Origin of the sequence: Olsenella sp. DNF00959, from assembly GCF_001553055.1 — a bacterium.
Classification (GTDB): Bacteria; Actinomycetota; Coriobacteriia; order Coriobacteriales; family Atopobiaceae; genus Olsenella_I; species Olsenella_I phocaeensis.
Map to the genome: position 1 here is coordinate 560,128 of NZ_KQ960133.1, position 22,398 is coordinate 582,525.

At 61.9% G+C, this 22,398-nt stretch carries 20 protein-coding genes and 1 pseudogene; 16 read left to right on the forward strand and 5 right to left on the reverse strand.

The features are described from left to right. Positions 1-14 precede the first annotated feature (14 nt). The 3 genes from HMPREF1868_RS09350 (at position 15) to HMPREF1868_RS09360 (ending at position 3,322) form a co-directional block, all read left to right on the forward strand. Positions 15-677 (forward strand): phosphoribosylanthranilate isomerase, encoded by a 663-nt coding sequence (locus tag HMPREF1868_RS09350; protein WP_062531789.1) that lies wholly within the window; start codon positions 15-17, stop codon positions 675-677. A gap of 76 nt (positions 678-753) precedes the next feature. After that, positions 754-1,806: a Gfo/Idh/MocA family protein gene (locus HMPREF1868_RS09355; protein WP_062531790.1), complete on the forward strand. Its 1,053-nt coding sequence runs from the start codon at positions 754-756 to the stop codon at positions 1,804-1,806. Positions 1,807-1,978: 172 nt separating this feature from the next. After that, entirely contained in the window at positions 1,979-3,322 is a 1,344-nt protein-coding gene (locus tag HMPREF1868_RS09360; RefSeq protein ID WP_062531791.1) for an ATP-binding protein, read from the forward strand. Here the strand turns inward: HMPREF1868_RS09360 and HMPREF1868_RS09365 are convergent. Beyond that, the gene (locus HMPREF1868_RS09365) at positions 3,319-3,591 is read right to left on the reverse strand and encodes a hypothetical protein (RefSeq protein WP_009278639.1); all 273 of its coding nucleotides are present in this window, start codon (positions 3,589-3,591) and stop codon (positions 3,319-3,321) included. The genes HMPREF1868_RS09360 and HMPREF1868_RS09365 overlap by 4 nt on opposite strands. A 235-nt stretch (positions 3,592-3,826) precedes the next feature. On the opposite strand from HMPREF1868_RS09365, the gene HMPREF1868_RS09370 reads away from it, so the two are divergent. The 4 genes and pseudogenes from HMPREF1868_RS09370 to HMPREF1868_RS09380 all read left to right on the forward strand — a co-directional run bounded on the left by HMPREF1868_RS09370 (position 3,827) and on the right by HMPREF1868_RS09380 (position 6,409). After that, positions 3,827-4,492, forward strand: a complete 666-nt coding sequence (locus HMPREF1868_RS09370; RefSeq protein WP_062531792.1) for a GTP pyrophosphokinase — start codon at positions 3,827-3,829, stop codon at positions 4,490-4,492. After that, a pseudogene (locus HMPREF1868_RS10225) lies at positions 4,489-4,815 on the forward strand (response regulator transcription factor); the annotation flags it as partial. The gene HMPREF1868_RS09370 and the pseudogene HMPREF1868_RS10225, both read left to right, overlap by 4 nt. Positions 4,816-4,830: 15 nt before the next feature. Continuing rightward, on the forward strand, positions 4,831-5,157 hold the full coding sequence (locus tag HMPREF1868_RS10230) for a winged helix-turn-helix domain-containing protein (RefSeq protein ID WP_369817538.1): 327 nt from the start codon (positions 4,831-4,833) through the stop codon (positions 5,155-5,157). Between the two features lie 16 nt (positions 5,158-5,173). Next, positions 5,174-6,409, forward strand: a complete 1,236-nt coding sequence (locus tag HMPREF1868_RS09380; protein WP_062531794.1) for a sensor histidine kinase — start codon at positions 5,174-5,176, stop codon at positions 6,407-6,409. Positions 6,410-6,536: 127 nt separating this feature from the next. Here HMPREF1868_RS09380 and HMPREF1868_RS09385 read toward each other — a convergent pair whose 3' ends face one another. Together HMPREF1868_RS09385 and HMPREF1868_RS09390 are read right to left on the reverse strand one after the other, a co-directional pair. Next, entirely contained in the window at positions 6,537-7,658 is a 1,122-nt protein-coding gene (locus HMPREF1868_RS09385) for a DUF4179 domain-containing protein (protein ID WP_062531795.1), read from the reverse strand. Continuing rightward, a complete protein-coding gene (locus tag HMPREF1868_RS09390; RefSeq protein WP_009278644.1) occupies positions 7,642-8,169 on the reverse strand; it encodes an RNA polymerase sigma factor in 528 nt (175 codons plus the stop codon). The genes HMPREF1868_RS09385 and HMPREF1868_RS09390 overlap by 17 nt, the downstream gene beginning before the upstream one ends. A gap of 485 nt (positions 8,170-8,654) precedes the next feature. Here HMPREF1868_RS09390 and HMPREF1868_RS09395 point away from each other — a divergent pair, with 485 nt between their 5' ends. From HMPREF1868_RS09395 to HMPREF1868_RS09405, 3 genes are all read left to right on the forward strand, one after another. Then, on the forward strand, positions 8,655-9,410 hold the full coding sequence (locus tag HMPREF1868_RS09395; RefSeq protein WP_009278645.1) for a methionine ABC transporter ATP-binding protein: 756 nt from the start codon (positions 8,655-8,657) through the stop codon (positions 9,408-9,410). Then, positions 9,403-10,074: a methionine ABC transporter permease gene (locus tag HMPREF1868_RS09400; protein WP_009278646.1), complete on the forward strand. Its 672-nt coding sequence runs from the start codon at positions 9,403-9,405 to the stop codon at positions 10,072-10,074. Before HMPREF1868_RS09395 ends, HMPREF1868_RS09400 begins: the two co-directional genes overlap by 8 nt. A 114-nt stretch (positions 10,075-10,188) precedes the next feature. Then, on the forward strand, positions 10,189-11,025 hold the full coding sequence (locus tag HMPREF1868_RS09405) for a MetQ/NlpA family ABC transporter substrate-binding protein (RefSeq protein ID WP_062531796.1): 837 nt from the start codon (positions 10,189-10,191) through the stop codon (positions 11,023-11,025). A gap of 344 nt (positions 11,026-11,369) precedes the next feature. On the opposite strand, the gene HMPREF1868_RS09410 is transcribed toward HMPREF1868_RS09405, so the two are convergent. Then, positions 11,370-12,131 (reverse strand): MerR family transcriptional regulator, encoded by a 762-nt coding sequence (locus HMPREF1868_RS09410; RefSeq protein WP_062531797.1) that lies wholly within the window; start codon positions 12,129-12,131, stop codon positions 11,370-11,372. Positions 12,132-12,552: 421 nt separating this feature from the next. On the opposite strand from HMPREF1868_RS09410, the gene HMPREF1868_RS09415 reads away from it, so the two are divergent. Then, positions 12,553-14,193 (forward strand): aminotransferase class I/II-fold pyridoxal phosphate-dependent enzyme, encoded by a 1,641-nt coding sequence (locus tag HMPREF1868_RS09415; RefSeq protein ID WP_082719620.1) that lies wholly within the window; start codon positions 12,553-12,555, stop codon positions 14,191-14,193. Positions 14,194-14,354: 161 nt separating this feature from the next. Here the strand turns inward: HMPREF1868_RS09415 and HMPREF1868_RS09420 are convergent, their stop codons facing one another. Further along, the gene (locus HMPREF1868_RS09420; RefSeq protein ID WP_062531798.1) at positions 14,355-14,549 is read right to left on the reverse strand and encodes a hypothetical protein; all 195 of its coding nucleotides are present in this window, start codon (positions 14,547-14,549) and stop codon (positions 14,355-14,357) included. A 373-nt stretch (positions 14,550-14,922) separates the two neighbouring features. Here HMPREF1868_RS09420 and HMPREF1868_RS09425 point away from each other — a divergent pair, with 373 nt between their 5' ends. The 5 genes from HMPREF1868_RS09425 to csn2 all read left to right on the forward strand — a co-directional run bounded on the left by HMPREF1868_RS09425 (position 14,923) and on the right by csn2 (position 22,180). Then, on the forward strand, positions 14,923-15,501 hold the full coding sequence (locus HMPREF1868_RS09425) for a xanthine phosphoribosyltransferase (RefSeq protein ID WP_062531799.1): 579 nt from the start codon (positions 14,923-14,925) through the stop codon (positions 15,499-15,501). Between the two features lie 596 nt (positions 15,502-16,097). After that, on the forward strand, positions 16,098-20,300 hold the full coding sequence (cas9, locus tag HMPREF1868_RS09430) for a type II CRISPR RNA-guided endonuclease Cas9 (RefSeq protein WP_062531800.1): 4,203 nt from the start codon (positions 16,098-16,100) through the stop codon (positions 20,298-20,300). Then, the gene (gene cas1 / locus HMPREF1868_RS09435; protein WP_062531801.1) at positions 20,290-21,168 is read left to right on the forward strand and encodes a type II CRISPR-associated endonuclease Cas1; all 879 of its coding nucleotides are present in this window, start codon (positions 20,290-20,292) and stop codon (positions 21,166-21,168) included. The genes cas9 and cas1 overlap by 11 nt, the downstream gene beginning before the upstream one ends. A gap of 23 nt (positions 21,169-21,191) precedes the next feature. After that, complete coding sequence (gene cas2, locus HMPREF1868_RS09440; protein WP_062531802.1) at positions 21,192-21,500, forward strand: CRISPR-associated endonuclease Cas2; 309 nt, start codon at positions 21,192-21,194, stop codon at positions 21,498-21,500. After that, positions 21,497-22,180, forward strand: coding sequence for a type II-A CRISPR-associated protein Csn2 (gene csn2, locus HMPREF1868_RS09445; RefSeq protein WP_062531803.1), 684 nt, complete (start codon positions 21,497-21,499; stop codon positions 22,178-22,180). Before cas2 ends, csn2 begins: the two co-directional genes overlap by 4 nt. Positions 22,181-22,398: the final 218 nt, after the last annotated feature.

A 22,398-nucleotide genomic window follows, 5' to 3' on the forward strand; every position in this document is an offset into this window, starting at 1 on the left:
GAGAGGGGCTTTGCATGCTGGACCGCAGGATCACCACCATCGTCACGCACGACATCCTCTACAACCCCGACCCCTACACGAGGGTCGAGCTCTGCGGTATCTTCCGCGACGAGGACGTCGGCACGGTCAACGAGCTCACGCCCGACCTCTGTGGCTTCGTGGTCAACTACCCTAGCTCCCACCGACACGTGGACCGCGACCGCCTGCGCGAGCTCGTGGGCAAGCTGGACCCCACCATCCCCGCCGTGGGCATCTTCGTCGACCAGCCCCTGGGCTACGTGAGCGAGCTCGCGGACGAGGTCCTGGACGTGGTGCAGCTGCACGGAAACGAAGGCAACCCCTACATCACCTTCCTGCGGGAGCTGGTGGACATTCCCATCGTGCAGGCCATCCGCATGGCCGGCCCCGAGGACGTGGAGCGCGCCAACCAGAGCAAGGCCGACCTGGTCGTGCTCTATGGCGGATGGCAGGCAGGGGTCGCCTTCGACTGGGAGCTTGCCGGAGGCGTGTGCCGTCCCTACATCCTGGCCGGCGCCCTCACGTCCCAGAACCTGGGTGGCGCGATCGGCCGGCTTGCGCCCTGGGGCGTCGCCCTCAACACGGGCATAGAGACCGACCGTCTCAACGACCCGGCAAAGATGGCCGCGGCCGTCGCTGCCGCCCGCGGCGCATCCTAGTAGTGACGCCACGGGCCGGGCTGGCACTCGCCGCGTCCCGGCTGCGTTCCCATCCACCCAAGCGAGAGGAGCCACCATGCCAGCCCTACGCATAGCCACCATCGGAACGTCCGCCATCGCTCAGCGGCTCGTCGAGGCCGTGGGCGAGGTGGCGGACGTCGAGTACGTCGCTGCCTTTTCCCGCGAGCTCTCGCGGGCCGAGGGCTTCGGTCGCCCTCGCGGCGCGCGCCTCTTCTTCGACGACCTGGAGGCGCTTGCGGCGTCGGACGAGGTGGACGCCGTCTACGTCGCCTCTCCCAACGGCCTGCACGTCCCGCAGGCACTCGTCCTCGCCTCCGCCGGGAAGCACGTCCTGGTGGAGAAGTCCCTGGCCCCCAACCAGCGGCGTGCCAAGGAGCTCTTCGACGCCGCGCATACCAACGGCGCGGTATGCCTGGAGGCCATGCGCAACCTGCACACCCAGGGCTTCGACAACATCGAGGGCGCGCTGGGGCGACTGGGCAGGGTGACCCAGGCAAGCCTGCGCTTCGGCAAGGTCACCTCGCGCATCGGAAGGCTGCGCGCCGGCGAGCACGTGAACCAGTTCGACCCGGCGCTCGGCGAGGGCGCCCTCGTAGACATAGGCGTCTACTGCGTCGAGCCGGCGGTGGCCCTCTTCGGTCGCCCGGAGGCGGTGCGGGCCTCGCTGGTCACCATCGACGTGCCCTGGGGGTCGGAGTCCCCCTATCAGCGCGTTGACCTGGCGGGCAGCATTGCCCTGGAGTACGCGGACAAGGTGGTAGAGCTCAGCTACAGCAAGGTGGGGGACGACCTCCTGGGATCCCAGGTCATGGGCGACGAGGCGACCCTCCTCTGGGACGAGACGAGCTGCCCCCGCGACCTCAGGCTCGTCCACCACGAGGACGTGGGCATGGCCTACTCGACGGTGGGCGGGAGCGAGGAATTGGTGCGTGCGGACGTGCCCCAGAACGACATGGTCTGTGAGCTGGAGCTCTTTGCCGCGGCAGCGCGGGGCGAGGAGGTGGCACTCGCACGGGTGGCCCGCTTCGAGCGGGTGACCCTGGACTCGCTTGCCGTAATGGACGAGGCGCGCAGGCAGGCGGGCGTGCGCTTCCCGGATGACGAGTAGGGACCGCGCGCTCGGCGCATGTGGGCGGCGGTTCCGGGCGGTGGGCCGAAGCGACTCTCGCCACGCCGGCTTTTGCCCATCTCTACCTGCAATAATACCTAACTGGCAAGATGAAGTTACCAGTTTAAAATCTAACTGGTAAGATTATATTGCCAGATAGGGAGGGATGAACATGAACGAACTCATAGCCGAGCAGATCAGGGGCTTCGACATAGCAGACTACCTGCCCATCCACGAACGCATGCTCGACCTGGGCGATCTGCTGCCGCCACGCAGGGGAAACCTCGTCAAGGTCGTCGTGGGCATGCGATGCAGCGGGAAGAGCTATCGCCTCTTCCAGGAGATGCTTCGGGTCCACGAGTCCGGCGTGCCATGGGATCGCATCTGCTACTTCAACTTCGAGGATGACAGGCTCGACCCCGTCACGCCCGCCATAGGCGACGAGGTCCTCGAGACGTTCTATTCGACCTGCCCCTCGGCCTTGGAGGAGGGGGCCTACCTCTTCTTGGACGAGCTGCAGGAGATGGATGGCTGGGGCGCGTGGCTGCGACGCGTCGTGGATACGACCAAGGCGACCATCTACGTCAGCGGCTCGTCGTCCAAGATGCTCTCGCAGGAGATATCGACGGAGTTCAGGGGCCGGGCCATCGATTTCGAGCTGCTTCCCCTCTCGTTCAGGGAATACGTCGGGGCGAAGGAGCCGGGGCTCTCGCTTGGTCCGGCGCATTCGACTCTCGAGCGGCTGAGCCTGCGGCGGCTCTTCGATGCCTATCTTGAGGAGGGCGGGTTCCCGGCCGCCTTGGGGCTGCCCACGGCGCAGCGCGTGTCGCTGCTGCAGGGCTACGTGCAGCGCGTCGTGGTGAGGGATGTCGTCGACCGTCATGCCCTCGCCCGTCCGCGCGTGGCGAGCGTGTTCGCGCGTCGGGTGCTGGGGACCAATGCCAAGACGCTCTCGGTCCGCCGCGCCGAGGGCGACCTCAGGGCGCTTGGGCTTCCTACGAGTCGTGCCCTCCTCGCCACCCTGCTGGACTACCTCGAGCAGGCCTATCTGGTCTTTCGCGTTCAGGAGTTCTCGTATGCCCTGGCCGAGGGCACGAGGAAGCCCCCCAAGGTCTATGCGATCGACCCGGGCCTGGCGCTCGCCAATGGGCGTGCCAACTCCAACGAGCTCGGGCAGCGCCTGGAGGACGCCGTGTACCTCGAGCTGAGGCGTAGGAACGTGGGCACGCGTGCGGAGTCGGTCTCCTCCTTCGTCACGAGGGGGCACGGCTACGAGGTCGATTTCGTGGTGGGGGACGTGATGTTCCAGGATGCGCTGGAGCTCGTGCAGGTCAGCGTGGGCGTCGAGGACGAGACGACGCGCACGAGGGAGCTTCGCGCGCTCTGGGAGGCGCTGGAGGAGACGGGGCTCGAGGAGGCCACGCTCGTCGTCGCGGGGGGCGACGAGGCGTCCTACGTCCAGGGGAACCGGAGGATACGACAGGTCCCCGCGTGGAAGTGGTTCCTCGAGGCCTAGCCCCGGCGGGCTTGGGACTGGTAGACGAAGGCCACCGCGAAGCCGGCGATTATCACGGCGGAGGCGGCTATCGTCGCGTGCGGAAAGACTCCCAGCACGACGAGGCCCGCCGCAGCGGAGAGGTCGATGATCCCGCTGGTGCGCGCGCCGATGCGGTCCTGTCGGGCAAGGGCCCCCTCGCGTTGGCGGGCGAGTGGGTTCTTGGCGGTGACCAGCAGGTAGGCGCCTATGGCTGCGAGCAGAAGTCCTATGGCGAGCGTGATTCTCATGCGCGTCTCCTTGCGAAGCATGCCGCCGGGCCGCGTGCCCGGCGTCCTGGGTGAGGGACCCGGCGGTTCTTGGGTGCGGCTCCTGATGGTCTCTTGGTGCGACCCCAACGGACTATGGGTGCGGGTCCAACCAGTCTATCCCTTGTGGCGATTGCATCGCTCGCCGGCTGGCCCGACACGGGCGCAAGGACCTTGGGTATGTTCTTCTCACACCTCAAGCGCAGGGGGCTGATTCATGACGCAGACCAACACGGGCCAGGGCCCGACGCAAGCCGACGCCGTGGCTACGACCGCGGAGGACCCCATCTACGGGGGTCGCCTGGGCGAGCTGGAGTCAGAGCTCGCCTCCCTCATCCAACGCATCGACCGCCTGCGCGCGGAGCTCAGGGACTCCCGTGGGGAGGACCCGGTGGTGCATTGCCTGGGCCGCGTCAAGACGCCCCAGAGCATACGCGAGAAGTGCCTGCGCAAGGGCCTCGAGCCAAGCGCGGAGTCTGCATTCGCCCACGTGAGGGACATCATCGGCGTGCGCGTCGTCTGTGCTTTCCTGAGCGACGTCTACCTCATGCGTGACGCCATCGCGCGCCTCCCGGAAGCGGAGGTCGTGGGCGAGAAGGACTACATCCGCCACGTCAAGCCCAACGGCTACCGCAGCTACCATCTGCTGCTGAGGCTCGAGTCGGGCCTCTTCACCGAGGTCCAGGTCAGGACCGTCTCGATGGACACCTGGGCCTCGCTGGAGCACCAGCTCAAGTACAAGCGTGACTTGGACGGGGACCTCAGGCTCATAACCAGCGAGCTCAAGCGCTGCGCCGACGAGCTCGCCTCGACGGACCTCTCGATGCAGGCCATACGCGACATGATCCGCGGCGAGCGCGCCGCGGGAGGGGAGGGGCGATGAGGCTCCTGGTTGCGGACGACACGCGCGACCTCAACCGCGCGCTCCAGGCGATCCTGGAACAGAACGGCTACGAGGTGGTCCCCGCCTACGACGGGCAGGAGGCGCTCGACCTGGTCATGTCCCAGAGCTTCGATGCGATCATCCTGGACATCATGATGCCGCGCATGGACGGGCTTGCCGCACTGGCCGAGATGCGCCGTCGCGGCGTGGTGGTGCCGGTCCTCCTGCTCACGGCGAAGGCCCAGGTGGACGACCGCGTGGCGGGGCTCGACGCAGGCGCGGACGACTACCTGCCCAAGCCCTTCGCCATGCGCGAGCTCCTCGCCCGAGTGCGCGCCATGACCAAGCGTCGCTCGGACTACTCCTCGCGTGACCTCAGCTACGCCGACCTGCGCCTCAGGGCTGACAGCTTCGAGCTGTCAGCCGAGAACACGGTGCGCCTCTCCGTGAAGGAGATGGAGCTCCTGCAGCTGCTCGTGCTCAATGCCGACCGACCGCTGGGACCCGGCTTCATCCTGGGACGCGTCTGGGAGGGGGAGGACGAGGCGGACGAGGACACCCTGGCGCTCTATGTCTCGTACCTGCGCGCGAAGCTCGCCTCGGTGGCGTCCAAGGCCACCATCGTGCGCGGCGAGGACGGCTCTTACAGGCTCAGCGCGGAGTAGGAGGGGGCAGCGATCGATGGGCGCACGTGCCATACAGCGGCTCAGGATCAAGATCATCGCCATCATGCTCGCCGCCTTCTTCGTGGCCATGCTCCTCATCGCCGTGCTGGTCAACGGCGCCCACATCGTGCTCGCGCAGTCGCGCATGGACCGCGTGCTCGACGCCATCATCCAGGGCGGAGGCGTGATCGAGGAGCCCGTGGACGGCCGCTCGCTCGTTGAGTCGCAGCGTGTCCTGCGCTACTTGCTCGTGACCGTTGACGCCGACGGCAGGCTGAGCTCGCTGGTGGGGGGCTACGACGAGGACATGGACGTCCAGAAAGCCCAGGAGCTCGCCCAGGCGGTCATCCCCTCGCTCCTGCGCTCCGGCTCGATTGGCGACTACTACTACAAGGTGGCCGAGGCCGACGGCGGCGGGCACGTCGTGGCCTTCGTGGACGGCAGCGTGGAGCTGGGGGAGGGCAGGGAGGTCCTCTCGCTCACCCTGGACTTCCTGGCGGCGGGGCTTTTGCTCTCGTTCGTGATCGTGTGGTTCCTCTCGCGTCGCGCCATCCAGCCCGAGCTCGAGGCGGCCCGTCGCCAGAGCGAGTTCGTGACCAATGCGAGCCACGAGCTCAAGACGCCGCTTGCCGTGATCCGCGCCAACACCGAGATACTCGAGGCCCTGGGTGGCGAGGGAGAGTGGACCAGCTCGACCCTGAGGCAGGTCGACTACCTGGACGGTCTGGTGAGGGACCTGGTTGACACCGCACGCGCCGACGAGTGGGCGGACTCCCAGGAGCTCTGCGAGGTGGACGTCTCCGCCGCCGCACGCGAGGCGCTGGAGCCCTTCGAGTCGGTGGCGCAGCGGCGCGGCGTGAGCCTGGCGAGTGAGCTCGAGCCCGGGGTCATGGCCCTCGCGGACGTGGAGCGCGTGGTGCAGCTCGTCCGCCTCCTGGTGGACAACGCCTGCAAGTACTGCGACGAGGGCGGCAGCATCCAGGTGTCGGTGTCCCCCGTGAGGCGCGCCGCGCTCTCGGGTCGCAGGAGGCGGGGCGCGAGGATCGTGGTCTCCAACAGCTTTGCCCGGGGGGAGGGTCACGACTGGTCGCGCCTCTTCGAGCGTTTCTACCGTGCGGACGAGGCCCACAGCAACCAACAGGGCTACGGGATCGGCCTCTCCATCGCGCAGCGCATCTGCGAGCAGTACGAGGGCGGCATCCGGGCGGGCTGGAAGGATGGCGTGGTCAGCCTCTCTGCCGTCATCTTCTAGGGAGAGGCCACCGAATCTGGGACAGGGAAAGCGAGAGGGACGCGCGGTCCCTCTCGCCTGGCCTCTGGGTCCGTTCGTGCTGCCGTTGCCGCGCTGCCACGTCGGCACCCGTCCGCCTCCCATGTCCCTACGCCACGGGGATGGTGGCTCCCGCCAGGGAGACGGACTCCACCTGCGTGGGGTCTATGGCCTGGGGGAGGAAGAGGCTCTTCTCCACCGTGGTCGACGTCGCGGAGTTGTCGTCGAAGCTCCCGCCACCGTTGTCGGTGACCTCGACCGTCGTGCCGTCCCTCATGTTGAGCGTCACGGTGCCCAGGTCGAGGAGCTGGTCAATGCGCGCGGACATCTGGTCGCCCATCCTGCCGCTGGGACCCTCGGGGACGTTGGCCGCCTCGTCGAGCTCGTAGCCCAGCTTGAGTGCGATGGACGAGAGGGACGCCTCCCTGAGCTGCCCCTTGATGCCACCGACCTCGATGCCCTGGCCTGCGGGCAGGTCGATGCTGCTGTCCTCGTAGTCCATCTTGAACTTGAGCTTCCAGCCGGCGTCAGCGAGCGTGCTGACGGAACCCGAGTCGTCGAGGAGGCGCAGGTCGCCCAGGCTCACGCGCATGGTCTTGCCCACGAGGCTCTGGCTGTCCACGAGCGAGATCTGGCGCACGAACTGGATGGAGTTGTCACTGGGGTCGCGGTCGTAGAAGTAGCTGCTGCCGTAGGCGCCGCGGACCCCGTCCACCATCACGTCCTCCGTGCCGAACATGAGGTTGAGCTTGCCGTCTTTGGTGGCGCTCAGACCCTCGAAGGGTGTGCCGTCGTCCTTGGCGAGGCTCAGCACGACGACGTAGTTGGAGCGGTCGCCTATGACCGCGTCGGCGGTGACGGTGATGCCGCCGTCCGAGCTCGTTGCGTCGAGGGGGTGTCCCACCTTGTTCACGACCTCGGTCGCGGCAGGGGCGCCGGCAAAGATGTCGTCGAAGATCCCCTGGACGTCTGTGAGGGTGCCGGTGGCATAGGCCACCCCGCCCAGCCCCAGGGCCGCCGTCAGCGCCGCGGCCGCCGCGGCGGCGCGCCACCAGGCGTGCCTGCGGGTGGCAGGACGCGTGACGCCGGATGCGGTCCCCACCGCGCTCGCGCTGTCCCTCTCCCTTGCCAGCACCGCATCTGCCAGACGCCGTGCCATCTGGTCCTTCTGGTCCTCAGAGAGCGAGTACTTGCCCATTCCCTTGGCGTAGTCGTCAAACAGCTCGTTCATCATGCTCCCCCAATCTGGTCCTCAGCATCTGGCGGGCGCGGCTCAGACGCTTGGTCACGGCTGCCGTGCTGTCGCCCGTGATCGCCGCGATTCGTGCGATGTCATAGCCCTCCAGGTAGCGCAGGTGCACTGCCAGTCGGTAGGCCTCGGGCAGCTCTCGCACCGCCTCCAGCAGCTCGTCGTAGCGGCCCGGCTCCTCGTCTGGCGCGGCCGTGGGCTCCGCCACGGAGTCAAGTGGCACCAGTCTCTTGCGCCCCGCACTTCTGAGCAGGTCCTTGCAGGCGTTGACGGTGCAGCGTATGACCCAGGCCCTCTCGTGCTCCGGGCTCTTGAAGCCGCCCTCGTGGCAGAGCAGCTTGAAAAGGACGCCCTGACACACGTCCTCGCCGTCCTGCAGCGAGTGCAGGTAGCTCATGGCCAGGCGCAGGACCATGTCCGAATAGGCATCGACGACGCGCCTGGCCTCCGCTTGGACGGCGCGCTCGTGCCCGCCCTTGGCTCCTTGCCTCATGGGACCTCCCTTCGCGTGTCGTTTCCGCATGTCCTCGATGGCTCCATCTACCAACAACACGAACGAGGGAGGAAAAGCTGACGGTCACCGTCGAGCTCGCGCGCTTTTCTTGCTGCCGCGCGCTGCCCCCCCGCGTCGGCGTGTCTGGCATGCCGCCAAGGCAGGTGGCCCTGCCAGGCACGGTGTGCCGCCGGATTAGACGTGCTTTCGAGTGCGGCCGCCATCTCCTCTCGCCTGTTATCGAAATGGCAGATAACCAGTTAGTGGAACTTGGTATTTGTGACTCGTACCCCTCCCGCCTAAGATATAGGACCTGATGAATGACAGAAGCTCACATACCACCCCGCTCCCGGCCATCCCTGGGATGGACATGAGGATGCCCAAGCCCGGGCGCCCTTGCCTTCGCGCATAGGGACCGGGCTTTCCACGTGGCGGTCCCTGGCAGGGGGCCTGCCCTCCATGCATCTCGCGAGTGGAGTGACGATTTGATATCTCTGGAACACATAAGCAAGAGCTTTGACGCACCGGGCCGAGCCCCTGCGGAGCACGCCCTGAGGGACGTCTCGCTCACGATTCCCGACGGCGACGTCTTTGGCATCATAGGCATCTCGGGTGCGGGCAAGTCCACGCTCGTGCGCTGCGTCAACCTCCTCGAGCGCCCGACCTCGGGTCGCATCGTGGTGGACGGTCAGGACGTGACCGACCTGCAGGGCGCCGCGCTGCGCAGCTACCGTCGCCGCGTCGCCATGATCTTCCAGGGCTTCGGCCTCCTGGCGCAGAAGACGGCGCTGCAGAACGTCTGCTTCCCCTTCCTGGCCGCCAACGGCCGTGTCACCGAGGCGGACCGCAGACATGCCCTCGAGCTCCTGGACCGCGTCGGGTTGGCAGACAAGGCCGGGGCCTACCCGTCCCAGCTCTCGGGCGGGCAGGCGCAGCGCGTCGCCATCGCGCGTGCCCTGGCCCTTGACCCGGAGTACATCCTCTGTGACGAGGCGACCTCGGCGCTGGACCCTGCGAGCACCGCCTCCGTGCTGGACACCCTGCGCCAGGTCAACCAGGAGACCGATGTCACCATGCTGGTGATCACCCACTCCATGGATGTCGTCAAGAGCATCTGCAAGGACGTCGCCGTGCTGGTGCGCGGCAAGCTGGTCGAGACCGGCTCCGTGGACGAGGTCTTCTCCAACCCCCAGGATCCCACGACCCGCGCCCTGCTCGGAAGGGGTGATTGGCATGAGTAGCCTGCAGTCGCTTCTCGACCAGTACTCGGGGCTCCTCGCCCAGGGCTTCTTGGCCTCGCTCGCGATGCTGTTCTTCTCCACCGCGATCGCCTACCTCATCGGCACCTTCCTGGGCGTCGTGCTCTATGTGACGGTCCCCGGAGGTCTTAGGCCCCATCGCGCGCTCAACGCCGTGCTGGGATGGATCGTCAACATGACCCGCTCCATCCCCTTCATCATCCTGCTGGTCGCGGTCATGCCCATGACCAAGGCGCTGGTGGGAACGGTGGTGGGCGTGCGGGGGACCATCCCGCCGCTGGTGCTCTCGGCCGCGCCCTTCGTGGCGCGCATGATCGAGCAGTCGCTGGCCGAGGTCCCGCGCGACTCCATCGAGGCGGCCGAGTCCTTTGGCGCCACCGTCCCCCGCGTGGTCTTCTCGGCGCTTTTGCCCGAGGCCCTGCCCTCCATCGTGCGCGGCGTGGCGGTCACGCTCATCTCGGTCCTGGGATACACCGCCATCGTGGGTGCCGTGGGTGCCGGCGGCCTGGGAGACATCGCCATCCGCTACGGCTACTACCGCTACGAGGACGGCGTGATGATCCTGACCATCGTGCTTTTGGTGGTGCTGGTGCAGGCCATCCAGAGCAGCTGCGACCTCGTGGCCAAGCGCATCGACCACCGCTAGGGGAGGCTTCGGGGCGCTGGGTTGCCCCGAGTGTGACCTCTTGTGCCACGCACTTGTCTGTCCGAATTCCATCACATCAATTAATAAATTATTAGCTAAAGGGAAGGAACAACGATGATCACTCGTAGGAACTTCGTCTCTGCCTCCGCCGCCGCTCTTGCCCTCGCTGGCCTTGCCGCCTGCGGCTCCAAGCCTGGCAGCGGCTCCGCCGCCGCGGACGCCTCGACCCTCTCCGTCGCCGCGTCCCCCGCGCCTCACGCCAAGATCCTGACCGACTTCGCCGCCCCCAAGCTGGCGGAGCAGGGCCTGACGCTGGACGTGCGCGAGTACACTGACTACATCATTCCCAACCAGGTGGTGAGCTCCGGAGAGGTGGACTGCAACTACTTCCAGCACATCAACTACCTCAACAACTACAACGAGCAGAACGGCACCGACCTCGTGGGCGTCGCCGCCATCCACTACGAGCCCTTCGGCGTGTACGCGGGCAAGTCGAGTGACCTCAAGGCCATAGCCGACGGCGCCTCCATCGCCGTGCCCAACGACCCCACCAATGAGGGTCGTGCGTTCCTGCTCCTGCAGCAGGAGGGCCTGCTCACGTTGAGCGACCCCGAGAAGCTCGACGCGACGCCTCTCGACGTGGCCCAGAACCCCCACAACCTCAAGTTCGTCGAGGTGGAGGCAGCCGCCGTCGCGCGTCAGCTCCAGGACGTGGACTTCGCCGTCATCAACGGCAACTACGCCATCGAGGCCGGCCTGCACGTGGCTGACGCCGTGGCCATCGAGTCCGCGGAGAGCAAGGCCGTCGAGCAGTACGCCAACTACATCGTGACCAGGCCCCAGAAGAAGGACGACGAGTGCATCGCGAAGCTGGTCGCCGTGCTCACCTCCGACGACTTCAAGCAGTACCTCACCGACACCTACGGACAGGACGTCCTGCCCGCCAAGTAGCGCAGGTTGGTCGGCCCTCGTGCCGGCTGGGATGGGGAAGGGCTGCGGCTCCGTCTGGGGTCGCAGCCCTTTTGTGCTGCGGGTGCATCGGGAGCGGCGGTGCGTCGGGCGCAGCGAGTGCATCGGGAGCGGCGGTGCGTCGGGCCCGCGGATATCGTTCGGGGGCGTCGACTACGTCCGTCGCGTGGTCTTCGTGGCGTCACGCGAAAAAAATTGCGCACGGTAGCTCCGAATTGTGGAGATGACGGACGTTTGCCCAGGTCGCATTCGCCTGAAAGAAATCCAATGCGCAGTTTTTTGGCACGCAGATAGCCTCAAGGGCACTTCGCGCGCCGCCGTGAGGCCTAGAGGTTGGCCTCGAGTGCGGCGACGAGGAACTCCGTCGCCCCCGTCCCCGCTGCACCGTCGTAGTAGTCGATGAAGCGCGGGTCGGCGAGGTAGAGCCTGGCCAGTCCGCAGTGCGCCTCTGTGCTGTAGCTCTCCTCTCCCCAGTGGATCTTGATCCAGCGCTGGTGGAGCAGGCAGAGCTCCTGAGCCTTGGGGCCTCGCGGGTCACCGTCTGCCTTGGCCTCCGCCAGGAGCTCGATGATGCGCTTCTCGATCCGGTCCTTCTCGTTCCACTCCTCCTGCGAGAGGCCCATCAGGCGCTCGTTGGTCTGGTCGATGACGTCAGTCCCATAGCGCTTGCGCGCCTCGTTGCCGTAGCTGCTCTCGAATTCCTCGAGCCGACGCTGCTTGAGCTCCTCGAAGCCTTCCTTCGTTCCCATCCTGCTCACTCCCTCCAGCAGCTCCATGGCTGCCCTCGTGCGCGCGATGGCCTCCTTGACCTGGCGTTCCTGCGCGCGTAGTTCCTCGAGGTGCCGTGCGAGGAGTCCGACCGCGCCGGCGTCGCTGCCGTCGAGCAACTGCCTGATCTCGGCGAGTGGCATGCGACATGCCCGCATGACGAGGACCTGCCTCAGGCGCTCCACGTCAGCGGGACCATAGCTGCGGTAGCCGTTGGGCATGCGTTTGGGGTGCAGCAGGCCCACCTCCTCGTAGTAGTGGAGCGTCCGTACGCTCGTGCCTGCGAGCTCCGCCAGCTGCTTTGTCGTGTACTTCTCCACTGTGGCACCTCCTTGGCACGAGCGTACGGCCTCACGTTACGTGGGGGTCAAGGACGATTCTGGCACGGGGTGGGGGTTCGCGCCTTTGCTTGGGGCTGGCCGCGCCGACGGAATTGCACCCGTCCCGCATGGGAAAGGCAGCAAATCTTGCAGAATGCTGTCGATTCTTGCGTTTGACCAGTTGCCGGGGAGAAAAGACAGCATTCTGACAGGAATGCCGTCGTTACGTGACCGGTGCTCAACGCGCACGCGAGTGGTGCCGGCGTGCGGCCGACGCGTCCGCTCGCGCCCCGGCGATCCATAGGCGCCACGAGGAGTTCAAAACTATTTTGAACTTGAGCCACTATTCCGGTTGTGTGAGTGCTATTCTCTCCCCTAAATTGAACTTCACACGACAAGAGAATTGAACAAGAGGAGGGACATGGCAGGAAAGACCGACGTCCAGGCGTTCTCAGCCCGCCTCGAGCAGGCGATGGCAGAGCGCGGGCTCAAGCAAGTCGACCTCATCCGCGCGGCGGAAGACAGGGGAGAGAAGCTCGGCAAGAGCCAACTGAGCCAGTACGTGAGCGGCAAGACCCTGCCGCGCTCGGCCTCCATGGCGCTGCTCGCGTCGCTCCTCGGCGTCGACGTCGACTGGCTCGCGCGGGGCAAGGGACGAGCTACGGGGGCCTTCGGGCCCGAAACGGCGGAGGTCGCATCCGCGGCGTCCAACGCATCCGCGGCGCGAGAGGCATCCACGACGCACGAGTCGTATGCGGCATCTGCGGCAACGTCGTCCCCCGCGACCTCCAGCCTCCAGACCGACCACAGCCATGCTGCCGGTGCGCAGCCTTCGAAGGGAAGCAAGATGCGCCAGTTCAAGAAGTCCAGCAAGCTTGACAACGTCCTCTACGACGTGCGCGGACCCGTGGTCGACGAGGCCAACCGCATGGAGGAGAGCGGCACCCACGTCCTCAAGCTCAACATCGGCAACCCGGCGCCCTTTGGCTTCAGGACGCCCGACGAGGTCGTCCACGACATGCGCCACCAGCTCACCGACTGCGAGGGCTACTCCGCGTCGCGTGGCCTCTTTGCGGCTCGCAAGGCCATCATGCAGTACTCGCAGATCAAGGGCCTGCCCAACGTCTCGGTGGACGACATCTATACCGGCAACGGCGTGAGCGAGCTGATCAACCTCTCGATGTCGGCGCTGCTCGACTCCGGCGACGAGATCCTGATCCCCAGTCCCGACTACCCCCTGTGGACGGCCTGCGCCACGCTGGCCGGCGGCACCGTGGTGCACTACCTCTGCGACGAGCAGAGCGACTGGTACCCCGACATGGCCGACATCCGCTCCAAGGTCACCGATCGCACCAAGGCCATCGTGATCATCAACCCCAACAACCCCACGGGCGCTCTGTACCCCCGCGAGGTCCTGCAAGAGATCGTCGACATCGCCCGCGAGCACCAGTTGATCATCTTCTCGGACGAAATCTACGACCGCCTGGTCATGGACGGCGGCGAGCACGTGAGCATCGCCTCGCTGGCGCCGGACCTCTTCTGCGTGACCTTCAGCGGGCTCTCGAAGTCCCACATGATCGCGGGCTACCGCATCGGCTGGATGGTGCTGAGCGGCAACAAGCACATGGCGGAGGACTACATGCTGGGCATCAACATGCTGTCCAACATGCGGCTCTGCTCCAACGTGCCGGCGCAGTCCATCGTGCAGACGGCGCTGTGGGGGCACCAGAGCGTGAACGACTACATCGTGCCGGGCGGGCGCATCTACGAGCAGAGGGAGTTCGTGTACAACGCGCTGTGCGACATGGACGGCGTCAGCGTGGTCAAGCCCAAGGCGGCCTTCTACATCTTCCCCCGGCTCGATCCCAAGAAGTTCAACATCCAGGACGACGAGCGCTTCGCCCTCGACCTGCTGCGAGACAAGAAGGTCCTGATCGTGCACGGCAAGGGCTTCAACTGGGAGACCCCGGGCTACTTCCGTATCGTCTACCTGCCGCGCATCGAGGTGCTCGAGGACGCCATGGTGAAGCTCAACGACTTCCTGAGGTATTACCGGCAGTAGGCAGACGAAAGAGAGAAGCCTTCGTTCTTTGCCGCGAGTGTCTCGAGCAGTTTTCTGCGCAACAAACCGCCCCGTGGGCCAGCCGGACCCACGGGGCGTCTGCGCGGCCAGGTCATCGTGCCGGCCTCGCGAGGTTTTTGGGCGGAAGCGCCTGCGACGCGCTAGAGGGGATATAGCCCCTGGGGGCGGATGCGCTGTGCGGAGCTGTCGCAGCGCTTGCTGTGGTTGGCCTCGGGCCCAGACTGGTTCTGCCTCCTGTGGCAGATGGCGTCGATGCCAGAGACGACCGCCGTGAGCAGCAGCACGGCGATGACCGTGAACAGGGAGTCGAAGACCAGAGCACCAGTGACCGACATGGCAACCCACCTTTCCCCGCTAGCGAGCCAACCGCTGACCAAGTTCGTTGTAACATGTTTCCGTACATATTTCAAGATTGTTACGTGATTTGTGTATTACCAGGTGAGAGTGGCGCTACGGCCTTTCACGAAAGATGGTAAAGCATCAAAAAAGTCTCTAAATGACCTGCATGCATTTTCTCGAACATGCAAGACGGCGACTAGATTTGCGACGCCATGCGAAGTCATGAGCAAAGTCGGTCAATAGTTGCGTGAAGCTGTGTGCCGCCTCCTTTGGGACGCTTTGTGTCGGCTTGGGCACCGGATGACCCGCCATCGTGCGCGATGTCGTATCCTGTTGCAAATCTATTCGCGAGCAGCGGGGGGGTCGCAGGTGAAGCTGCTGGAAGAGCGCATCAAGGCGGACGGTGTAGTAAAGAGCGACCAGGTGCTCAAGGTCGACTCGTTCCTGAACCACCAGATGGACATCGGGCTCTTCCGTCAGATGGCGCGCCAGTGGAGGCACGACTTCGACGGCGCGCCCATCAACAAGGTCCTCACCATCGAGGCGAGTGGCATCGCCATCGCCGCCATCGTGGCCGAGGAGTTCGGCGTGCCCGTGGTCTTCGCCAAGAAGAGCCAGAGCGTGAACCTGGACGGCACCGTGTACTCCACGCGCATCACCAGCTTCACCCACAAGCGCGAGTACGACGTGATCGTGTCCGCCAAGTTCCTGGGTCAGGACGACCACGTGCTGATTATCGACGACTTCATGGCCAACGGCTGCGCCATGGACGGCCTGGTAGAGATATGCGAGGCCGCGGGCGCCACTGTGGAGGGCATTGGCATCGCGGTGGAGAAGGGCTTCCAGCCAGGCGGCGACAGTCTGCGGGCCAAGGGCTACCGCGTCGACTCGCTGGCCATCGTGGAGTCGATGGACTCCGAGACGGGGGAGATCGCGTTCCGCGAGTAAGGCGGGGACGACATGGCAGAACGCGTAGCGCGGCTCCTGGGACATCCGGGGGCCGCGCTTTTTGGCGGAGGAGGTACTTGGGACAAGGCCTTTGGGGTAGCAGGTTGCCTGGATTGTCCTCGTTTCCAGGCGGGGGTGTGGAGCGTGGTTGCCCAGCGGTCTGTCCTGTTAATGACGGCCCATGCGTTCGTGCAACGGCTATGCATAGGGCACTGTGCATTGGATTTCCTTCAGTCGATGAAATCCCGGGTAAATGCCGATCCTCTCCATAACCGAGGCGTTCTGTGCGCGGTTTTTGCTGCCGTTAAGACGTCTCACGCGCGGCTGCGGTCCGCAACGCTTTCATGTCGCACACAGAGGCCGAATGCATGGGTATTTCGGGCGATGTCACGTCGCTTGTGTCCGTGCCTAGTGTTAGCTTTAAACAAAGACCACCCTTGGAGTACATCCAAGGGTGGTCACGCCAGTCAAGTAGCCGCCTACGCGGCGCCCAAAAGGGCAGATATGGCTAAGCCGTATTTTGACTTGCAGTGTCGTTCTGACTGGCAATTCAGAACGAGGACAGTCTAGCACCTTGCTAGGAGAGAGGAAAGCGCATGAACCTCCGCAATGCTACGGGTGACTACAGCATTGGTCTCGACCTGGGCACCAACTCCGTCGGTTGGGCCGTTACGGACAGCAATGGAAGCATGGCGCACTTTAAGGGCAAGCCGACCTTGGGCAGCAGACTTTTTGATGCCGCAGAAACTGCAGCTGGTGCCCGTCAGCATCGCGGTCAGCGTCGTCGTTATGTGCGCAGGCGCTGGCGCCTCGACCTCTTGCAAGGGCTTTTCCAAGATGAGGTCAATAAGGTTGATTCCGAGTTTTTCATCAGACTTCGCCAGTCACGCCTTCATGTAGAGGACCGCGCAGAAGGACATGCGGGCTATAGGTGGCCGCTCTTCAACGATACGGACTTTACCGAGAAGGATTACTACAAGCGCTTTCCCACCATCTATCACCTTCGCAAATGGCTCATGGAAACTGATGAGAAAGCCGACATTCGACTCATCTACCTTGCCGCCCACAATATCGTGAAGCATAGGGGCAACTTCCTGCGTGAGGACAACAAGAATCTCAGCTCCCATAATGCAAACCCCGCCGAGGCTGTGCGGAGCCTGCGCCAGGCGTTAGACGATTGGTGCGCTGAGCGCGGCTACGTGTGTGCGTGGACGAGTGTCGATGATCTTGCAGAGGCCGACAGTCACATACTTGATATCTTGACAAACAGCAAAGAGAGGCGTGCCGACCAAGCAAAGGAGCTCGCCAAGCTTTTTGGCGTCGATTGCGGAGATACCAAGCAGAGCAAGTCATGCAACAGCGCGCTTGCAAAGGCAGTCGTCGGCCTCAAGACCGAGCTGAAGGATGTATTCGGCGAGTTTTGCGCCGAAAAGACGGCGATTCATCTCTCGTCGGACGACGATGTCGAGGCCATCCGTGACGCTATTCCAGATGACAGCGGCGAGCTCTTTCAGGTGCTCTGCGCTGTGTACTCGGCCTACGTCCTGCAGGAGCTTCTCTCGTATGCGCCAGGGCAAACCATCTCTGCAAACATGGTTGCCAAGTATGACCAGTATGGCAAGGACTTGAAGCTTTTGAAGAATCTTGCTCGTACGTATGTATCGAGGGAAAACTACGACGCGTTCTTCCGTGGACAGACATACGAGGACTCAAATGACTACAACGTAGACAAAGCACAAGGCTATACCCGCTACAACCTTGGCACTACTAAGGCTTCCTATGACGATTTCAAAAAGTCGGTAGAGAAGCTGTTCAAGGGAACTCAAGCCGAGCAAGACAAGCGTTATCAGGGTATGATGAAGCGCTTTGCCGAAGAGAAGTTCCTTCGTAGGCTTAAGACAAGCGATAACGGAAGCATCTACTACCAGCTCCACCTTGAGGAGCTGCGCGCCATCCTCAAGAACCAGGGGAAGCACCATCCCTTCCTTCTAGAGGAAGAAAAGAAGATCGAATCGCTTGTCTCGTTCCGAATCCCGTACTACGTTGGGCCACTAAGCAGCAAGAATGCCTCGCTTGACCACAAGGGCAAACAGCGCTTTGCGTGGTCGGAGCGCAGGCCTGGTATGAAAGACACAGTCATTACTCCCTGGAACTGGGATCAGATCATCGACTGCGACCAAAGCGCCGAGAAGTTCATCCTGCGCATGACAGGCGATTGTACCTATCTTCAGGGAGAGCCCGTCCTGCCCAAGTGCTCGCTCTTGTACGAGGAGTACTGTGTGCTCAACGAGCTCAATGGAGCACGCTGGACGATTGATGGCGATGACTGGCGGCGCTTCGACGTCGCTCAGCGTGAGGGCATTCTTCACGACCTGTTTCGCAAGACACGCTCGGTGGCCTACAATAAGGTGGCTGATTGGCTCGAGCGCGAGGAAAATTGGGCAAACGCCCACGTGCGCGGTGGCCAAGGGGAGAACAGCTTCGAGTCGAAACTCGGCTCGTACATCTTCTTTTGTAAGGACGTCTTCAAGACCGCTGCGCTGGACGAAGCAGACTATCCGATGATCGAACAGATCATCCTCTGGAACACCCTGTTCGAGGATCGTGCAATTCTCAAGCGCAAGATCGAACAGGCCTATGGCGAACACCATGGTGGCAAGCTCACCGACGAGCAGATAAAAGTCATCTGCAAGAAGCGCTTTACGGGGTGGGGTAGGCTTTCGCGAAAGCTGCTTACAGGCATCAAGGTTGATGCCGACACGGGAAGAGTGTCAATCATGGATGTACTCCGCGAGGGCAATCCCAACGAAGGGCAACGCTCCCGCACCATGGTCCTCATGGAGGTGCTGCGTGACGAGGACCTTGGCTTCCAGAAGAAGATTGACGACTTCAACAAGGCGTACTTTGCAGGGCAGGGCGAAGGCCTCATGAGCGTCAATGACCTCCCTGGATCTCCGGCCATCCGCAGAAGCATCAACCAGGCCATACGCATCGTGGACGAGATTGCGTCCATTGCTGGGAAGGCGCCATCAAACGTCTTTATCGAGGTAACGCGCGAGGAAGATGACCCACGCAAGAAGGGTAGACGCACGAACAGGCGCTATGAGGACATCAAAAATGCCCTTGAGAACTTCAAGACGGAGGATCAAGAGCTCTGGAGCGAGCTGCTTGGGAAGGCGCCAAACGATTTGGACGAGCGTCTGTCTTTGTACTTTATGCAGCGAGGCAAGTGTATGTACTCTGGGCGGCCTATCAAGCTGGAAGAGCTTCATACGGGTAAGTACGAGGTCGACCACATCATCCCGCGCTCATATATCAAGGATGACAGCTTCGAAAACAAAGTGCTTGTCTGCCGTGAAGAAAACCAGCGTAAAACGAACGAGATGCTTATTGACCCTGCCATCAGGCGCCGAATGGGTGACTATTGGCGCATGCTGCATAAAGCGAAGCTTATAGGAGACAAGAAATTTAATAACCTCTTCATGCGTGACCGCATCGATGACAAGACCCTGAAGGGCTTCGTGGCGAGGCAGCTCGTCGAGACGAGCCAGTCGGTCAAGCTTGTGCAGACGCTGCTCGAGGTGCGTTATCCCAACACTAAGATCGTTCCTGTCAAGGCAAACATCTCGCATGACTTGCGCGAGGCTGCCGATCTGGTGAAGTGCCGTGAGGCAAATGACTTCCACCATGCGCATGACGCATACCTGGCTTGCAGGGTTGGCCTCTTCATTCAGAAGCGACATCCGAGCGTGTACGCCAATCCCATTGGCCTGTCGCGCGTCATGCGCGACTACGCTCGCAAACAGGCGGGGGAGTTCAACAAAACGCATTCCATGGCGCATACGAAGGGCTTCATCGTCAACAGCTTTATGACCTCTGAATTTGACAAGGAGACGGGCGAAATCTTCTGGGATGCCGAGGCAGCGGTCGAAGATATCAGGCGAGTGCTCAACTATCGCCAGTGCTTCATAAGTCGCATGCCTGTTGAGGACACGGGTGCTTTTTGGGATCAGACCATCTATTCACCGAGAAGTAATAAGAGGCTGGAGTTGCCGCTTAAAGATGATCTCGATCCTAATAAATATGGAAGCTATTCACGGGAACAATTTGCATACTTCTTCATCTATGAAGCAAGAGATGCGAAGAAGAGCAAGACTGTCCTGCGCTTTGCGCAGGTGCCCGTAAGGGTTACTTCAGCCATTGCGAGGGATTCTTCCAAGCTTGACGAGTATGCAAGTGGGCTGGCCGTCCAGGAAGGGCTTGAATTTACCAAGATTATCCGTCGGAGAATCCTCAAGAAGCAGTTGCTTGAACTCAATGGAGATCGCCTAGTCATTACAGGCGCAAAGGAAGTACGTAATGCAACTGAGTTTGCTTTCACCTTGGAAGAAACGGCCCTCGTTGCTATGTGTTCTGAGATTGCTAGGGAGGGAGTGCCATCTGAGATAGCGTCTGATGTACAGAGTATTTCTAGCCAGCTAAGCGACCTCTTCTTGGCTCTCATCGAACGAGGACTGACAATCGGAGTGCGACTCCATGGCCAACTGAAGCTTGGTCAATACTTGCGGCAGTTTGAAGATGCTGCTCTGAGAGATAAAGCAAAGGTAATCATTGGGATAATCTCTATTACAAATGGGGCTACCAACACGCTCGATCTATCAAGCCTCAATGGCTCAAAGAACGTTGGCCAGGTAAGAATTACGCACAACAAGCTCCTTAACGATAAGTCTACAAGTTATGTTCTTATCGACCAGTCTGTGACGGGCATGTTTGAGAGGCGAACTCGCATTGGGCTTTAGGAACATCCTCATCGAGAGTCCATGCAAATGTAGCTACAAAGGCGGCTACCTCGTCATCCGCAAGGAGGACGAGGTGGTCAAGGTACACCTCTCGGAAATCTCGTCCATTACCCTTCAGTCAACCCAAGCGTTTATCAGCGCATATCTGCTTTCCGAGCTGGCAAAGGAAAAGATATCATTCGTGATATCAGATGAGAAGTGCAATCCCATAGGGCAGTATCTACCGCTCTATGGCGCACATAACACGAGTAAGCGTATCTCCGAACAGCTTGAATGGAGCGAGCCATCCAAAAAGCGCGTCTGGCAGCGCGTGGTGAAGGATAAGATTTCTCACCAGGCGAGGCTTCTCGAGTTGCGGAGCTGCGATGAGGTCTCTCATCAGCTTGGCGAGATGGCGTCCGAAGTGAGGTCAGGAGACACTACCAATCGTGAAGCTGCAGCTGCGCGTCTCTATTTTCCAGTCCTCTTTGGCGATGGGTTCTCTCGTGATACCGATTGTCCCGTAAATGCTGCGCTGAACTACGGTTACGCGATCATCCTCTCGGCTGTGAGCCGCGAGATTGTATCCCGTGGTTATCTTACGCCCCTTGGAATCTGTCACAAGAGCGAGTACAACCAGTTCAACCTCGCGTGCGACCTCATGGAGCCGTTTCGTCCTATAGTGGACCGCCTTGTCTACGACAACATGGACGGAGACTTTACTCGTGAGATGCGAAGGCTCCTCACGGACGTACTGAACGTGAGCATCTGCTATCGGGACGGAAAGTACAGGGTTAGCTCGGTCATCTCGCTCTATGTCCAGGACTGCCTCAATGCGTTGCGCAGACGTCTGTCAATAGGCGAGATAGAGTCCTTCGACATCGTGTGATTATGGAAGCGAGAATTCGTTACATGAGATTGATCGTTTTCTTCGACCTGCCAATAGACACGGCTGCTCAGCGCAGGAATTACCGCATCTTCCGCAAGTTCCTTCTGCATGATGGCTACCTCATGCTGCAAGAGTCCGTGTATGCAAAGCTCGTCACGAACGACGGAATGGCGGGGGCGGCAGTGATGCGCCTGAGGAAGAATCGCCCGCCCGACGGCCTTGTTCAGGTTCTGAAGGTGACCGAGAGTCAGTTTGCAACCATGGAGTACATAGTAGGCAACCGAAGTGCATATGACGAGGTGGACACCATGGAAGAGCTCCTGATCATATGAGACTGTCGTTCTCGGGCCTCGACAGCCCGTTGGAAATCAAGCCTGGTAGAGCTACAACGTTGGAAATCGAGAACGCTGAGTTGTTCTCCCGTATTTGCTTGTCGCTTTGCGGTGGGCGGGGGAGAGATGCGCTGGAACCTTACACCCTTTGGGATAACGAGGGTAACGAGCTGTCGTCAAAGGACGCCCTTATCCTTGTAGAGTCCCCTTTGTCGCTACCGTGGGACAACAAGCACCTGCTTGGAGCGGTGACGCGGAAGTTTCAGATGGCGTTGCTTGAGGATGAGGAACTGCGAGCCTTCATAGACAAATCGGCTGCCAACATTGTTTCGGCATACATGTCATTGGCGATGACAATGCATGCCGAGTACGGATTTGAAATAGAATGGGACATGCAACGGTTCGTCAGAACGTTTGGGTTTGGGGTTGGGCACGAACCCCAACGGTCGGTCCTTGAAAACTGTATGGATTTCCTTTCATTTGTACTTGATGCGGGTGTCACTCAGTGTATTACGTTCGTGAATCTCAGAACTTTTCTGACAGAAAAAGGACTGGAAGCATTCCTTGAGCATGTCTTTTTTACGAATGTCCCCGTGCTTCTTCTGGAACAAAATGTGAGTCCGGCAGCATTCAAACATGAGCAAAAAAGGCTCATTGACATGGACTTTGTTGAGCGCTGAGTGACAAGCGACAGTCAGATTGGCCGTTCTTTGCAGGAGAATTTTGCTTCAATGGTTTTGGAGCAGTGTCGTTCTGACTGGTAATCCAACTCGTTCGCGATGCCGTGGGACGCACCTTAAGTTTTGGAGCAGTGTCGTTCTGACTGGTAATCCAACGAACGTCGAGGAAAGTATGCCAGAGGATAGGTTTTGGAGCAGTGTCGTTCTGACTGGTAATC